Raw genomic sequence first — 16,520 nt, 5'->3', positions numbered from 1 at the left:
AAAATGCAAGTAAATATAAAATTGTTTGATGACTTGTTGTAGCACGTTACAGTTGAAAAATATTGTTTTTATATGGTTATGGAGCAGTGATTTTGTCAAAAAATATGCTAACTTAACTTCATGCGTTTAATGATTAATAAATCTATGAAAAATATTTATATTATTGGATTATTGTGGGCTTGTTCTGGTTTAGCTGTGGCAGAAACGGCTACTCAACAGCCAGCTGAACAACCCGTTCGGACTGCAAGTAATCCTAATGCTATACGTATTGTTACGCGTCCTGAAATTATGGGATTATGGGGAATGGAAATTCCAAATAATAAGAAATGTGTGGAATATTATAACTTCCGTAGTAGTAATGATGTTGTGATCAAAAGTGGTCAAGAATGGTCATATGGCTTATATGAATATCAACCGTCTGATGATCCTAAAGAGCAGTTAGCTGCTTTAGTGATGCAAATTAAATTTGATAATAATAAAGTGGATTGTTCAGGTCAGAAGCAAGATCAAACAGGTGATGTTTCTCAGTATTTTGTACAGTGGAAGAATGATCATACTATCAACTTCTGTTCAACCGCTAAGGGTGAGAAGTGTTTTGCGACTTTGCGTCGAGTCCTACCATAAAGTAACAGATTTAAAAAAAGCCTCTTACTTATAAGAGGCTTTTTTTATTATGCAGTTTCAGCTTTCTTCTTTTCTTCCAATTGCTTTAACAAGTGCTTTTCAAGGTAATGGATGTCCATTGCTTGAGAACAGAAGCTCTTATCTTGCAAAATGAGATCTTTATGAAGAGGAATATTGGTTTTAATTCCTGTAAGGATCATTTCATCTAACGCTTGACGCATACGTGCAAGTGATGTTTCACGGTCTTTACCATGAGAGATCAGTTTAGCAATCATAGAGTCATAGTAAGGTGGAATGCTATATTCTGGATAGATATGAGAGTCTAAACGAATACCAGCACCGCCTGGCGCATAGAAACTTTCAATTTTACCTGGTGAAGGTAAGAACGTTGTTGGATCTTCAGCATTGATACGACATTCGATTGCATGACCATTAACTTTGATATCTTCTTGTTGAAGTTCTAGTCCTAGGCCGCCTGCAATACGTAGTTGTTGTTCAATAATGTCAACACCAGTAACCATTTCAGTAACAGGGTGCTCTACCTGAACACGAGTGTTCATTTCGATAAAGAAGAATTCACCGTCTTCAAATAAAAACTCAAACGTACCAGCACCACGATATTGCATTAACTGACATGCGTGAACACATGCTTCTAGAATATCAGCTCGAGCTTGCTCTGGTAGATTTGGTGCAGGTGCTTCTTCTAGTACTTTTTGATGACGACGTTGTAATGAACAGTCGCGGTCATATAAATGAATCGCATGACCATTACCATCACCAAGAATTTGAACTTCGACATGGCGAGGTTTTTGTAAAAAACGCTCCATGTAAACGGTATCATCACCGAACCACATTTCTGCATCGCGCTGCGCTGCTTGAACTGATTCAAGTAATGTATCTACACGTTCAACAATACGCATACCACGTCCACCGCCACCAGATGCCGCTTTAACTATAAGCGGGAAACCGATTTCTTTAGCTTCCGCCAAGGCATTATGGATGGTTACAGCATGGTCGCAACCAGGTACAGTAGGTACGCCAGCTTTTTTCATGGCAACAATCGCAGAAACTTTATTCCCCATAAGGCGAATATGTTCTGGACGAGGGCCAATAAAAGTAAAACCTGAACTTTCTACAATTTCAGCAAATTCAGCATTTTCTGAAAGAAAACCATAGCCGGGATGGATAGCATCGGCACCGGTAATTTCTGCAGCAGTAATAATTGCCGGGATATTTAAATAGCTATCACTACTTGCACCGGGGCCAATACATACTGCTTCATCAACAAAACGTAAATGCATCAAGTCCTTATCGGCATCTGAGTAGATACCAACAGTCTTGATTCCTAATGTTTTGCAAGCCCGGGTAATTCGTAAAGCGATTTCACCACGGTTTGCAATTAAAACTTTTTGCAACATAGACGTCCCCGAGGTAATTACGCGCGATAACGGAATAAAGGTTGACCGAATTGGATAACATCACCATTTTTCACTAAAATTTCTTCAACCACGCCACTTTGAGTTGCTTCAATTGGGTTCATGATTTTCATTGCTTCAATAATACCCAAAGTTTCACCAGCAGATACAGTTTGACCTACTTTAACAAATGGTGCTTCGCCTGGGCTTGGAGCAGCGTAGAACACGCCAACCATTGGAGAAGTTTCAACTGCTCCACGTGGTGTTTTTGCTACTGGTGCTGCAACAGGAGCTGCCGGAAGTGCTACACCAGCCGCAGCAACGACTGGACTACGGCGAGTTAAAGCGATTGATTGATCACCTTCTTTAACTTCAATCGCTTGCAAGTCAGACTCAATCATTAAATCGATGAGTTTCTTAATTTTGCGGATATCCATGGGCGACTATTCCTAAACTAGTTTGGGTTAGATGGTTGAATTTTTTCAATAGCGTAATCAAGTGCAAAGCTATAGCCTTTTGCACCGAGACCACAAATCACGCCAATTGCTTTATCGGATAAATATGAGTGATGTCTAAATGCCTCTCTTGCATGGACATTCGACAAATGTACTTCAATAAATGGAATGGCAACGCCAAGTAGGGCATCGCGTAGAGCAACGGAAGTATGGGTGAGGGCCGCAGGATTAATAATAATAAGTTTTACACCTTCGGTTTGTGCCTGATGAATACGGTCAACAATGGCACCTTCCCAATTACTTTGAAAAGTATCTAATGTAATTGATGCGTTTTGAGCTTGGATAACGAGTTGTTGGTTAATATCACCTAAGGTAAGATGACCATATACTTCTGGTTCGCGTTTTCCCAGCAAATTCAAATTCGGTCCATGAATCACCAAAATGGTCGAACTCATTCAGATTGCTCCAGCTCTAAAGTTGCAAATACTCTTTGCAAGATGTCTGCAAAGTTTGCTTATTATGGCATATGTTTCTACAATTTTTTTATAATTTGTTTTAATTGTCGCAGAAATGGTACGCCAAATTCGGCTTATATATTGTAAATTTTGCGATGATTTAGCAATGTTAAAAAATGACAAAATTTCAAGTAATTTAATGAGGCTTATTTTAAACTGAATTGACAAAAACAGTTCATGTATTTTGTGTAACGGCTGTAGAATTCTCTCCAATTACAAGTAGCTCATTCCATCTGGTTAGATAGTTTTTTGAACGATGACATTGCTTCATATGCCAAGACGGGCTACTCGAATGATAGCCCACTTGTAAATAGTGACTACCGAATCGATTACGAACTGTACTTAGTGTTTTCATGAGTTGTTGTCTTTGTTGAATCAACTCAAGAGGCTGCCATAAATCATCAATGTGATGTTGACGAGCGTGCAAACCACAAAATAAAACTCCAATTTTAATATATCTTTTATTTTCTTTATATAAAACATCAATTTGTTGCATTGCTGCTTTGGTTATTATGCATAGATCATCTGTTGCATATGTTAAGCCAATTGCTTGAGATGACGCTTTTTTATAAGGTGGTTTATCTGTTTTTTCATAAAGCATGACTTGAATACAGGCACACAGCTGTTCTTGTTTCATTAAACGCCGATGAGCACGATTGAGATGAAAAATAAGCGCTTGTTTAATAATCTCAAGGCTGGATAAAGCTTGAGCGAAACTTCGTGATGCTAAAATTCTTTTTGTTAAGATGGCAGGATCATCAAGTTGGATACAGGATTGGCCTTTTAGCTCACGCACAGTGCGTGCCATAACCACAGAGAAAGCTTTTGCGAGATGATGTTCATTGGCAAAAGTTAAGTCTAGACATGAATAAATTTCATAGCTTCGTAATTGTTTGACCAATTGGTAGCCAATTCCCCATACTTCTTTGACGGAAGTTTGTTGCATGAGGTCTTCAAGTAGTAGGGGATCTAAAGTGGTGAAATTACAAATTCCATTAAAGCTTTTAATTTTTTTAGCATAGTGGTTGGCTAACTTGGCTTGAGTTTTTGAATATCCGATGCCAATACAGCAAGGTAAGCTTAACCATTCTTCTAGTGTATCTACCACTTTGGCGCAATAAGAATGGATCTCTATAGATTGAAGGTAAGGGGTCAGACGAATGAAGCATTCATCAATAGAATAAGCTTCTAAATCATCAGGTGAGAAAAATTCACCTAAAACTGAAAAAAAGCGACGAGACATCTCGGCATATAAAGTGTAGTTACTTGAATAGACGTGTACGCCAGCTTGTAGGGCTTCTTCTTCAATTTGATACCATGGGATTGCCATCTTTATCCCCATGTTTTTTGCTTCTTCACTGCGTGATACAACACATCCATCGTTGTTAGAAAGTACGACAACTGGCAAACCAATAAGTTTGGGGTTAAATAGTCGCTCACAACTGACATAACAGTTATTAATGTCTACAAGCGCGTAAATTTCGCGGTGTGAGATTTCCATTATGATTTGCCCCATTAAAAATATTGGTAAAACTACATATTTGTATGAGTTTTCATAAACACAGTGAGGTGACGTGTTCGCTGAAAAGTTGCATTTTGAATATGTAACAAAATCAAGTTAACAAAATTTTTAAAGGAAAGCTAGGGGAGTTCCGACAGCCTGCTTTTGAGTAGATAAAGAAAAAGAGGATAAAGCTTTAATATTTTTTAATAAAAAAGGAGATCGCGTTGATCTCCTTTTTTGTGAATCATTCTATGTCAGTTTTGATTACCACTTATGACTATAAGTCACTTTAAGCGTTGCACCATTTGCCACTAAATGGCTAGTGTTATCACTCGTTCTTAATAATTGACTATAGAGCGGATAGTATTTACGGTTAAACATATTCTCTAAACCAATCGTCACTGTGTCTTTTTTGTTAAGCGCAAAGCTACTGATTAAATCTGCTGTTGTATATGATTTTACATCGTAACGGCCAAAACTATTTACGCCATTCAAGCGGTAATCTTCTGAACCGAAGTAAGTCGCTTGTAAGCGGTTTGTCCAGGTTTCTGTTGGACTATAAGAAACGTAAGCTGTGAGTTTTAATGGTGGAATACGGAAACCTGTCATGTCTTGTTCAGAACCGTTTTGAGGTTTTTCACGTCCTTTCATCCAAGTAACGCTACCACCAGTTCCCCAAACATTTGCATCGTCAAGATAGTCAAAAGTTGCCTCTACACCAGTTACTTTTTCTTTGGTTCTAGCCAGTACTAAACCATTGTTAAAAGACTGCACAGCACCAAGGTCAGAAGTTGAGTGGAATACAGCTAAACTTGATGAGATGTTATTGAAGTTTCCTTTCCAGCCGAGTTCATAGTTATCTACTTTTACTGGCTCTAAGAATGATGAACCAAGGTTAAACCCTTCACCAGCATTACGGATAATCAAACCAACATCAGGTAACTGGAAACCTTGGTTAAACGATGCATAGATTGAGTTTTGATCATTTGGAGAGAAGGTCACATTAGCATTGTATAACCATGCATCAGCTTTCACTTTTCCGCCCGGAACAGTGTAAGGGTTAGTCTTGCCTAATTGTGATAATGGAACAAAGCTATCAATTTGGGCGTAGCTATCTTCATAGCGTGTACCAGCTTCAGCTGACCATTGGTCATTAAAGCGGTGTTTTAACTGTACAAAACCACCAACACTTTGCGTGGTGAGTTCGGGTAAATAAATGAGCTTGCCAGTTTTTACAAATTCTAGACCACCTGATTGATCATAAATTTTTTGGTCGAAAATATCTAAAGGCATTTCGCTTTTTTCACGGCTGAAGTCACCACCCCAAACCAATGAGGTATCACCTAGAAACTCAAGTGGTGTCGTAACCGTTAAGCGGCTACCGAGTACATTATTTTCTTGATAAATCTGGTCGACTTGTTTGCCGCGGTTTGCATTTCCACGAGCATCAAATGGTGAAAAACGGGTAAAAAAGTCGCGGTAATAAATTTGAGCATCAACTTTATTACCTAATAAGTCTTTATTGGTATAGGTCAAATTGTAGATCTGGTTTTCATTTTTATTTTGGTCTTTAAGCTTTAATCCTTTAATTGCTTTTGCTGGCACTGTACCAGCTGGAGCTTTTTTAACACTTGGGTCAGATGCATAATCTGAGTCTTGCTCTGCATTATAGTAGTTTGCAGCAAATTGTAGATATTGATTGTCATCAATATGATAACCCAGCTTACCGCCTACGCTGTAGCCATCGGAATCATAAAGGTCGCCCTGACTTGGTTCAGGTGCAACACGGTCACCACTTGCATCGTATGGGCTACCAATACGTTGATAACCAAAATCAAACGCATAATCAAAGGCATTAAAGCTGCCTGTGAAATATTGGTGAATATCTCCACCCAAAGCATCAGAACGGAAATTCGTTAAAGGCGTTTGTAGTCCAATGACGGTTTTTGCTGTAGGTTCACCACCCGCAGCTTTTGTGGTAATTGAAATAATACCACCCGCAGCACCACCGCCATAAATTGCGTTACTGCCGCGAATCACTTCAATGTTCGCAATACTTTCAGGGTCAATTGCTGAAAGTCCACGTGATGTATCGCGTGTAAGATTCATCGGCACGCCATCGACTAAGATGAGGGCATTACGACCACGTAAGGTTTGACCATAATCGGTAATGGTCCGGCTTGAGTCCGATAGGCCCGGTACGGCTTTCGCTAAAACAGTCGCAATACTTCCAGATGAACCATTTCTTAAAAGTTCAATTTGTTTTTCATCGAGCTTGGTGACTTGTTTGGCAGAGGTAGAGAGTTCATCTGCACGTGAAGCAGTGATTGTAATTGTAGGAAGTGCTTCAGGTTTCTTTTCTGTTTCTGTAGTTTCAGCAGGTGAAGCTGCAAATGCTGAGTTTGAAAGGAAAATGGCTCCACCAAGTGAAAGAAGTGGAATGATATTTTTAACTTCAGACTTTCTTGTAAAAAGTTTATTACTTTTTATCTTATTTCCCATTATCTCGCCCTGAGAGTGATTTTAAATTGAGCAAATTATAAATGAGAATCATTGTAATTAACAATATTATTAATTGCTTAAAAATAATATATTTGAAATTTATTCAATGAATTAGGGGAGTAAGAGCCTATTCCCCCAAAAAATTGAATAGTGATTAGATTTCTTTAAAAGCATTTAGGTGATTTTGATGGGCACGGCGAATAATGCTTCGATCATCACCGAGCACAAAAAGCTGAACAGAATGTTGTTTCCAAGCCGCGATATCTTCAGGTTGTCGGGGAATAGCACAGAAATGCTTTTGGCTGTTTTTAGTCTTAGCATACATTTCTTGAACTTTATCTTTCACCTTTGGATGGCTGGTTTGCCACGGCATTCCCATCGATTGAGAAAGGTCGGCAGCACCTTCCAGAATAATATCAATCCCGTCAACTTTTAATATTTCATCTAGCTGCTCTAGTCCTTCTAAGCTTTCAATCATAGCAATGACAACAGTCTCGTTTGCAGCCTGTTGAACAAAACTTGCTAAATCATCTATGCCATATCGATTTAACCTTGTCGAATTCAATCCTCTTTGCCCAAGCGGCATATAGTGGCAATAGTTCACAGCTTCTTGAGCTTGCTGAGCATTTTCAATACGCGGAAATACAATACCCGTTACCCCTGCATCGAGCAGAGGTAGAACTAGGTGATTAGCGTTTAAAGGTACTCTTACAAACACATCGAGGCTCATGGTTCTAGCGGCTAAAATCATGGTCTCGACTTGAGACGTACTAAATAAAGTATGTTCCAAGTCGATAATAATAAAGTCGTAGCCCGCGAGTGCCAGTTGTTCGACATTAATCGGAGAAGCTACGGAACAAAATATTCCGTAGAGCGTCTCGCCATTTGCTATTCGTTTCTTAAAAGAAATCGAATGCTTATTCATATTCGATTTCCTTAATAAGGCTGAGCGGGTTAGGTGTGGTTTGTACTCTTAAGCGAATTTCCGGAAGGAAGCGGCGGCTTGCGAGCTGTTCAATATCGATAGTGTCATCTGTAAAGTTAAACAATTCATATCGTTCGGCAAACTCTGGGTGAGCTTCTTTGTGTTGATTGATGATAGTTCTTAACATGGTCCAGAATTTGATTTCATCGAAGTCATAATGTTCATTTAAGAAAATTGCTAACTCGGCCAAATTTACAAACCAAAGTGCATCTTGAGTAAAGTCTCTTAACTCATTTGGAGAGTGTGTTTCTAAGAAAGAGTTCGGATTAATTTTGGCATGCTCTTTTGGTGCATCTTGTAAGTTAGGTAAAAGCTCCGGCTCACGTAAAAGATGACGGCTAAAACGAATTCCATCATGGAAATCTTTCAAGGCAGCTTTAACAGGTAAGCCATTTTTATGAATCAGAACCATGTTTTGTGCATGTGACTCTAAAGCGAGGCCGTGGCACCATAAAATATGCATGATTGGTAAATAAGCATTGGTGAGCAATTTTTCTAACCAGAACTCGATACCATATTCTTGAATCCACTCATTAATGAGAGGTTTTTGGTCAGTATCGAGCTGCATTAAACCTGTTACTGGCGTTGCTGATTCGCCTTCTTTTAAGTAGCTGTAAATACTTTCGCGCCAAATGCAGGCAAGTGCGCCGTATTGAACAGGCAAAGCGATTTGCTGGTTAACCGAAAGACCGCCAATCTCTCTTAAAATAACAGGCTTGCGCTGTTTTTCTAAAATATGATCTTGTTCAATAATGTTATAAAGCCAGTCACTCATTTTTGCCGCATTTTGAACGGTGTGTGGTGCCAATACACGAGAGGTAGAAGTATTGACCAAGTTCATTGCCAATTTGAGAGAAAGCGCCGAGATATCACTAATATTCGATAAGGTTCGAATCGACTGCTGTGGTAAATAACTCGGGCCTTCAATGTCTAACGGGATGATCAGTTGGTTGCTAATCGCATCTTGATAATATAATTCAATAATTTTATCCCACTGCCATGGGTGAATCGGAGTGAGGATATATTCCTGAAAATCTACATTGTTATCTTTTAATTGATCACTAATTGCTTGTAGATCTTTTTCTGAAAAATGCTGTTTATAAAGCTGCTCTAAGTTAATCGTTTCACTTAAAACCAGTTTGCATAAACTGTTATGAGTCGCGACCCATTTTACAGGAAAGCCTTCAGAAAGCTCAGGTGAGTATTTTTGGTTTTCTTTTAAATCGAAGCCGATACGAGATTTAAAACTCGGATGATATAAATGTGCATTGGTAATCCGTGCTTCTTGTTCTAGGTAAGGTAAGGTTCTTAAAGGTTGAGCAGGTGCTTGGCTCAAAGTCTGTGCATGTTTAACATAAGTTAAATTGAGCTCATCATTAAAGTTTTGCCATTTAATAGGATCTGCTTCAATAATATTTTTTAGGTCGGCAAGTAGTGTTTTTAAGTTAGGACGAGTTTCAGCGCCTAAAGTAATGTCAGAACGGACTAATGTTGAAGAGTCTAACTTAATTCGTTTAAAACTAAAATGTTGTTTAGCTGCGCATGTATAGAAAACTGTATCGGAAATATAGAACTTGATCTGACCTTTAGAAAACTCGTATTTAAAGGTATTTTCAAAAATAAGCGCTTCTAGTAATTGACCCATTACGCGATTTTCCGCGAGGGTTTTATAATTGGTTTGTTGTGTTGGTTGAAGAGGGCAAAGAGCTTCTGCACCGCGATATTTATAAATAGGGTTTTCAACTTCAATCCAGATTGGATTGCCACCACTGTGGTAGAGCGTATTTAACATATTTGCCTTGATTGGTAATGTGAGTGAATTAATTAATAAATCGCGATACTGCTGACCTTTGGCACTAAAGTTTTCTTGTGTGAGTGTAAGACGGGTGGCTAGCCAAAGTTCAGATTCTTCAATTGCCGTAACTCGTGCAATTGCACTGATGAGGTGAGAAATGTGATTGATAACGAGGTAATATTTTAAAAACGTCCATGCATCTTTTTGAGAGAACCAAACGGTACTATCTTCAGAAATAGATGAGTCATCTTCTATCATTTCTGGAACAATACTAATGCCTTCCATATCGCGAAGAATGAGGCGATATGGATAGCCATTTTTAAATTCCATTAAACTGTTTTGCATGTGTGCTTCTACGCTAATACCTTTATTTGCAAACAACTCGATTAATGGAATGAGTGAAACTTTAACGTACTGTTTCCACCAAAAAGTAATGAAGTCTTTGGCATCGTTCGATTGTAGATTTTGGTTAGGCGCTGCTTGTTGAATAAAACTTAAGAGGGGAATCTCATGGTTTTCGTTTTCTTCAACCAAGCCTCCCAGCATTCTGGTATTTTCTAATACATCAGGTGTAAGCCCAGCTCTATAAATAATGCCAAATGAACTTTCAAGCTCAGGAATTTTGACTGTTTTTGCCTCTAATTCCGGCAGAATCACAAGGTCAGGATATTGCTCATTAATTTGATGATTAATGATAATTTTGCTTGCATCAATGGCACGTTCCATTTCATCCATTGGGTTATTACGAATGAAACTGGTAATTCGTACATCAATTGAGAGCTTTAAAAATAGGTTTGATTGAGGCAACCAGACCGTACGAACAGATGAGGTTGGCCATACGGTTTGGCCTAATGCCCCCAGATGTATGATTTCTTGTTTATCTAAATATTTCTTTAAAGATGGATGTTGAAGCAAGAAATTGGCTTGCCATGGATGGGTTGGCATTAACTCATAATTTACTAAGTTCTCTTGCAAGCGCTCTTTTGCAATGTTTAAAACTTCGTCTTCAATACGGCTCGAGGCTTGAGCTTCACTCACTAATTTTTCTATTAAAGAAGAATGGACCGCAAAGTAGTGGAGTTGGAAACTTGCGCCTAACTCAGGGCTATACTTTTTCATGTCTTCTTTCGAAAAACCTAAGTTGGCTTTAGAGGTGACATGAAAAGGGTGGCCATATAGCATGCCTTGTTCGGTAGCTTGAAAACCACTCAACTCTTTAGATGTTGTTTGGGATGGTCTATTTTCTAAAAAGAATTTTGTGTTCTCGATACTATTGGCAATATCGGAGTAAAGGTTCTTATTTTGGTTTTTGTCTTTGAATAGGCTATTCAGTTCATCTGTAATGAGCTTCACTAATTTTTTAGGATCAGTTAGTGAGTCAAATGTATTTTCGCTTAAGTTTTGCAGGGCAAAGCCACGCTGATATCGATGATATCCAGTGGTTGATATGTGTTGAACTGCGCCATAAACAACCGTGTTAGATGCATTAAATGTGTAAGAAAAATAGATTGAGTTAGGCTGCTTTGCATCTCGCGTGAATAAAGGAGAATCTTGAGCTGAGATAATGTGCTCTTCAAGATCTACTTTAAGTTCGCGAAAGAAAGTATTCAGGTACTGTTCGAAAAGTTTATAAGACCATGCATCGGTTGTAATAATTGAGTTCATTCTTGTGCCTCTTCTAAAATTGTATCCATTAAGAATCTGTTCAAAATCACCACTAAGCCCGCACCAATAAAAAATAAAGAGGTGCAGATTAATGCGGCTGTAATATTGAAAAATGAGTAGGTAAGCGTGATGGTGATCGGACCAAAAAGTTGGCCTAAGACAAAAGCACTGTTAGAAATGCCGATTACTTTTCCTTGGCTTTGAGTGCCAGCTTTTAGAGAAATCGTGTGTAAGATCGAAGGAAGAAGCGCTGCAAAGCAAAAACCTTGTATGAGTCGTAATACAAGAATGAGCCAGAGATTAGACACCCAGATCAACGCGAAAATCGTGATGCCACAAATTAAAGATGCGTAAACGAAGTTATTAAAAGAATCTCCTTTATCATCATTTTTTTTCCCCCAATAGGTCGCAGCAATAAAGGCTGCTCCCCATGAAAGCGCATGAATTGTTCCCGTTAAACTCGCAGCAGATAACGATGAATGAGTACTTTGGCTTATTTCACTAATGTATAAAACAAAGCAGGACACTAAACCAAAACCACCGGCTTGCACCAAGATGCCGGCGCTTAACCAGGAAAAAATTGTTCTATCAAAAAAGTCTGGAATTTCAGATTTTTCTTTGTTTTTTACAGCCTCAGTTTTAACTGGATTGGCTAATAAAAAGGATGCGATCACAATTAATGTAACTACAATAAATGCAGTTGCATTAAGTAATATTTCAACCCGCCAGTGGTCCATGAATATCCCACCAAGGACAGGGCCACATAGGCAAGCTAGCGCAACACTACTTTGTAGTTGCCCAAAAGCGGCACCTCGTTGTTGTTCATTAGAAAGATATGAAACATAGGCATTCAGAATGACTGAAAGACCGCAAAAACCGAGTAAGATCCGCGCAAAAATAAATACGAATAAATGCTGGGCGCTAGCCATGAGCAGTATTGAAATACAGAAACCAGCCAATGAAAGTAGGAGCGCTTTCTTATGGCCAAAAGTGTCGGATAATTGGCCAACAATCGGAGCTGTAAACAAGCTTCCAATTGCCGGAGCCGCGAGTGCCAAACCTGCCCAGATTGTGGGAGCACTCATATGCGCCGTCAGTTTTTCCATATAAAGTGGCATGATCGGAATAAGCACCATGAGCCCGAAAGTGGAAAAAAACTGACAGAGCAAAATAATGAAATGATCTAGGCGAGATGAGCGCATGATTTAGATATCCATGGTCTCATAGCTAGAAACAGATAAGCTGTGATAAGGGTTCGGGGTGGTTCCTATTTTACTTGGCATGCCCGTCGAATCACTTTCTTGGGCTAACAGTGGAGTAAGTAACTGTTTGAATGGCCAAGTTTTATTGTCGAAAAGATAGGTTTGAATCTGGGATTTTGTTTGCTCTGAAATTGGTTGGGTTTCTACAAAATCATGAATAATGTCTTGAACCATTTCCCAGAAATCGCTTTCTGAACGATCTGTATATTTCAAGGTAGCTAAAGCAATCGGGTAGAGGTTAATTTGAATCCCTAAGGTAATGAAGTAATTAAATAAGTCTTCATTTTTTCTAAAGATAAGATTGTTCGGTGTGCTCGTATCAATGGTATAAATTGGAGGTGTGAAGCCACTTTCTTCAATTGCTGTTGTACATATTCTTAAGGTATCGTGGTCACGCAAAATAAAGCATTTGAACTCATTATTTTCATAACACACCATGGTGTTTTGCCCGTGGCATTCAGGCATGATTCCTTTCGACCACAGTGTTAAGAATGTTTGAATAAAATGGACACTTAGGTCTTTTAATAATGTCCATTTGTCACCTTCAACGCCTAAAGTTTCCCATGGATCAACATAGATACAGCCTAAAGCCGACATTGTAATTGGGGTGACGTTTTTTTCTTGGCAAAAGTCGGGTAGATGTCTGACTTGGCAACCGATTACACCTAAATTTTTTACAATGTGCTCTTGTTTACCCAACACCCACCAGTGAGTTTCATTACTCAAAAAGAGGCGATTTTTTAATAAAGGCGTTTCATTAATAACTTCATTTAAAAAATCATATGCTCTATGCCCATTCATTAAATAACGTCCAGGCATAGAACGGATCGCACCTAATGTTTTGGCATTTGTTGATAGTTTTAAATGCAGATTAGGGTTTGAGTTGTGAATAAGGGTTCTTAAAGATGAGGTCGGTAAACCAATTGTCGTGACGTGGTTCAGGTCAATACCGCTATACTTATTTTCTTCAAATTTTAAATAGCGATGTTGAGTCTCTAACAAAGGAAGTGCTAAGTAGTCATCTGAAAGCTTAGTCATTTTCTCAGTAATATGATTGTCCTCAACTTCTGATAACAGAAGCTCTTTATAAGGAATCGAATCCATATTATTGATCACGTCATCTTTCTTAAAAGCCCACCAATACACCTCAATTTCTTTTTGAGTCGTAAGTGGTGCAAGTTCACCTTTTGAGTGAGCGAACGGATGAAATGGGCGGTCAGCAACAAGGGAAAGCAATTCACTTGTGATTAAAGGTGAGGAAAATGAAAGTGCTGACTGCAAAATCTGAGGGATTTTTTCAGCCGTCACCAAGTTGTCGAGCCAATAGTCAATCGCTTTTTGATGATGTGGTGAAGGCCACCAAGAGGCTTTTGTTAAATAGGTAAAAACTTCAGAAATAGAAATTTTAGAAGTCGTATTACTCAAGACGTTATGAAGTAAAACTTCCGGTTGAGTAACATAGAAAGGATTTACACCATCAACTTTTAAACAGCTGAAATAGAGTTCCAACTCATCATTTAGAGTAATTGCCAAATAAGGCTTTTTATAGGAAATATGATCTCTAAAATCTCCATAATTCTCCATGTAGAGGGCATCTATTGTTTTTTGTAGTTGTGCTGTGTAAATCCGATCTAGCATTTTAGTTATTCCTATTCTTATAAAAGTGGTAGAACCGTGCCAACGTTTTGTTCTTGTGCGGCATTGAAGAACCATTTAGCGCAAACAATGTCATCAATCGCCATGCCCATTGGGTTAAGCAAAATAATTTCATCTTCATGTTCGCGGCCGTTTTTATGACCAATAATGATGTCGCCAAGTTCAGCATGCAGTTTTTCACGACTGAATAAGCCATCTTCAACCAGCACATTGATGACTTTCTTTTCTCTATTTGATTGGTCCCAGTCGTCCACAATGACTTTGTCCACTTTTAAGAAGACTTCAGGTTCAATATCCATAATTGAGATATTGGAAACAAAGCAGCCTTTTTTAAGCCACTCAAATGGGATGTAAGGCTTATCTGAAACCGTACAAGTAATGAGTACATCTGCTTGTTGAATTGCAGATTTGGCACTGTCATGAATTTCAATTTCTAGATGTGGATATTCTGAAAGGAACAACGCTTTGAGTTTTTCAGCGGCTTCAGGGTTCACATCAAATAAATGTATTTTTTTCACTTGAGCGTATTGTTCAAGCACAGTCTTAATCTGCATTTGAGCAATTGGTCCGCAGCCAATCACGGTAATGTCTGAAAAGTCTTTTTTGGCTAGATACTTAATCGAAACACCCGTAATTGCAGCAGTTCGCATTGCGCTAATTAAGCTGCCTTCCATCACTGCGACTGGGTAATTTGTTTCTGAGTCATTCAGAACAATCAGTGCGCTGGCACGTGGAATATTGAATTTTTTAGGGTTATGTTGTCTTGAACCAATCCATTTGATTCCAGCAATCGGGTCATTGCCACCTAAATAGCAAGGCATTGCAATAATACGGTCAGCAATGTGGTCTGCACCTTGCCAGCGGAGGTAAGGTTTTAAGGGTTGTACAAATTGTTTATTTGCATGCAGGGTTAAACCTTCAGTAATCGCTTCTATAAATGAATTACTATGATTTGCGCCAAGATTTAATAAATCTGATTGACTAAGATAACGAAGGGTAGCCAAATTGCTCATGAATATGTCCTAAGGAGAAAGTTAAACAACATTTTGTAAAGTAAGGTTTTCTTGGCGTCGTACATTTCGATTGAAGTGACGCTTTTTGATCATTTCGAACCATTCATCTTCATAAACCAGATCGAGATAACGGTCACCGCGATCGGGTAACAGCGTTAAGACGCATGAACCTTCAGGAATGGTTGGAATCAGTTTTTTGATGGCTGAAATAGATGAGCCGCTCGAACCGCCTGCAAAGATTCCTTCATGTTCAAGAAGTTCTCTGCAACCAAGTGCCGACTCATAGTCATCTACATAAATGACATCATCAATTTCATCGGGGGAGAGTAGAGCTGGAACGGTACTTGCTCCAATACCGGGAATTTCACGTGGACCAGACGTACCACCAAATAAAACAGAGCCTACAATATCGACAGCGATGACTTTTAATTCGGGGAACTTTTCTTTAAGGCGACGAGACACGCCCATAATCGTGCCGGAAGTACTTGCTCCAATCACGAGGTAATCAATCTTGCGATCAATTTGATTTAGGATTTCTTCTGCTTCACCAAAGTAGTGACTTTTCCAGTTGTTTGGATTTGCATATTGATTAATCCAGACAGCATTCGGCAGTTGTTGGCAGAGACGTTTTACAGTGTCAATTCTGGTTTTTAAGTAACCGCCGTTTTGGTCTTTTTCAGAGACCATTTCGATATTGGCTTTGTAGAGCTTCAGCATTTGTAAGTTTGCTGAGGCAATTTTTGGATCAATAACGGCAGTAAATTTTAATCCATATATTTTGCATGCCATTGCAAGCGCAATCGCTAAGTTTCCTGAAGAACTTTCAACAATATGACTATCTTTATGAATCACTCCGGATTTCAGGCCTTCCTGTAGCATGAATAATGCTGGACGGTCTTTAATACTTCCTCCTGGATTTAACAATTCCATTTTCGCAATCACTGAGATCGATTGATGCGTGAATAGCCTTGATAATTGTAATAGTGGCGTTTTACCTATGCAGTCGAGAATATTTTCATGGATCATGGTAGATCTTCTCAGGTTTTTATGTAACGTGAATGATAATGATTATTAATTTAATTATTATTACCAATTGTGACATGATTGTTGCGGTTTGTAACGAAAAACA

12 protein-coding genes are annotated in these 16,520 nt (G+C 38.7%); 1 reads left to right on the top strand and 11 read right to left on the bottom strand.

Annotated features, from left to right (window positions below):
* The first annotated feature begins 120 nt into the window (after positions 1-120).
* Positions 121-624: a hypothetical protein gene (locus NL42_RS07725; protein WP_034678047.1), complete on the top strand. Its 504-nt coding sequence runs from the start codon at positions 121-123 to the stop codon at positions 622-624.
* 47 nt (positions 625-671) lie between these two features.
* Here the strand turns inward: NL42_RS07725 and accC are convergent, their stop codons facing one another.
* The 11 genes from accC to sbnA all read right to left on the bottom strand — a co-directional run bounded on the left by accC (position 672) and on the right by sbnA (position 16,417).
* Positions 672-2,042, bottom strand: coding sequence for an acetyl-CoA carboxylase biotin carboxylase subunit (gene accC / locus NL42_RS07720; protein WP_252612709.1), 1,371 nt, complete (start codon positions 2,040-2,042; stop codon positions 672-674).
* 17 nt (positions 2,043-2,059) lie between these two features.
* The gene (locus NL42_RS07715; protein ID WP_016137844.1) at positions 2,060-2,476 is read right to left on the bottom strand and encodes an acetyl-CoA carboxylase biotin carboxyl carrier protein; all 417 of its coding nucleotides are present in this window, start codon (positions 2,474-2,476) and stop codon (positions 2,060-2,062) included.
* A 17-nt stretch (positions 2,477-2,493) separates the two neighbouring features.
* Positions 2,494-2,949, bottom strand: a complete 456-nt coding sequence (gene aroQ, locus NL42_RS07710; RefSeq protein WP_004791768.1) for a type II 3-dehydroquinate dehydratase — start codon at positions 2,947-2,949, stop codon at positions 2,494-2,496.
* Positions 2,950-3,184: 235 nt separating this feature from the next.
* On the bottom strand, positions 3,185-4,510 hold the full coding sequence (locus NL42_RS07705) for a Y-family DNA polymerase (protein ID WP_461312329.1): 1,326 nt from the start codon (positions 4,508-4,510) through the stop codon (positions 3,185-3,187).
* Positions 4,511-4,777: 267 nt separating this feature from the next.
* Positions 4,778-7,015 carry a TonB-dependent receptor gene (locus NL42_RS07700; protein ID WP_461312328.1) on the bottom strand — a complete coding sequence of 746 codons (2,238 nt, stop codon included), beginning with the start codon at positions 7,013-7,015 and terminating at the stop codon, positions 4,778-4,780.
* 154 nt (positions 7,016-7,169) lie between these two features.
* Positions 7,170-7,940 carry an HpcH/HpaI aldolase family protein gene (locus tag NL42_RS07695; RefSeq protein WP_461312327.1) on the bottom strand — a complete coding sequence of 257 codons (771 nt, stop codon included), beginning with the start codon at positions 7,938-7,940 and terminating at the stop codon, positions 7,170-7,172.
* Positions 7,933-11,460, bottom strand: a complete 3,528-nt coding sequence (locus NL42_RS07690; RefSeq protein WP_461312326.1) for an IucA/IucC family protein — start codon at positions 11,458-11,460, stop codon at positions 7,933-7,935. Before NL42_RS07690 ends, NL42_RS07695 begins: the two co-directional genes overlap by 8 nt.
* Positions 11,457-12,662 carry an MFS transporter gene (locus NL42_RS07685; protein ID WP_461312325.1) on the bottom strand — a complete coding sequence of 402 codons (1,206 nt, stop codon included), beginning with the start codon at positions 12,660-12,662 and terminating at the stop codon, positions 11,457-11,459. Before NL42_RS07685 ends, NL42_RS07690 begins: the two co-directional genes overlap by 4 nt.
* Positions 12,663-12,665: 3 nt before the next feature.
* Positions 12,666-14,306 carry an IucA/IucC family protein gene (locus NL42_RS07680; protein WP_461312330.1) on the bottom strand — a complete coding sequence of 547 codons (1,641 nt, stop codon included), beginning with the start codon at positions 14,304-14,306 and terminating at the stop codon, positions 12,666-12,668.
* A 71-nt stretch (positions 14,307-14,377) separates the two neighbouring features.
* On the bottom strand, positions 14,378-15,391 hold the full coding sequence (gene sbnB / locus NL42_RS07675; protein ID WP_003652251.1) for a 2,3-diaminopropionate biosynthesis protein SbnB: 1,014 nt from the start codon (positions 15,389-15,391) through the stop codon (positions 14,378-14,380).
* Positions 15,392-15,412: 21 nt separating this feature from the next.
* The gene (sbnA, locus tag NL42_RS07670) at positions 15,413-16,417 is read right to left on the bottom strand and encodes a 2,3-diaminopropionate biosynthesis protein SbnA (RefSeq protein ID WP_461312324.1); all 1,005 of its coding nucleotides are present in this window, start codon (positions 16,415-16,417) and stop codon (positions 15,413-15,415) included.
* Between the last annotated feature and the right edge of the window lie 103 nt (positions 16,418-16,520).

This window comes from Acinetobacter sp. GN11 (assembly GCF_054823985.1).
This window is presented reverse-complemented; position numbering and strand designations above follow the sequence as displayed.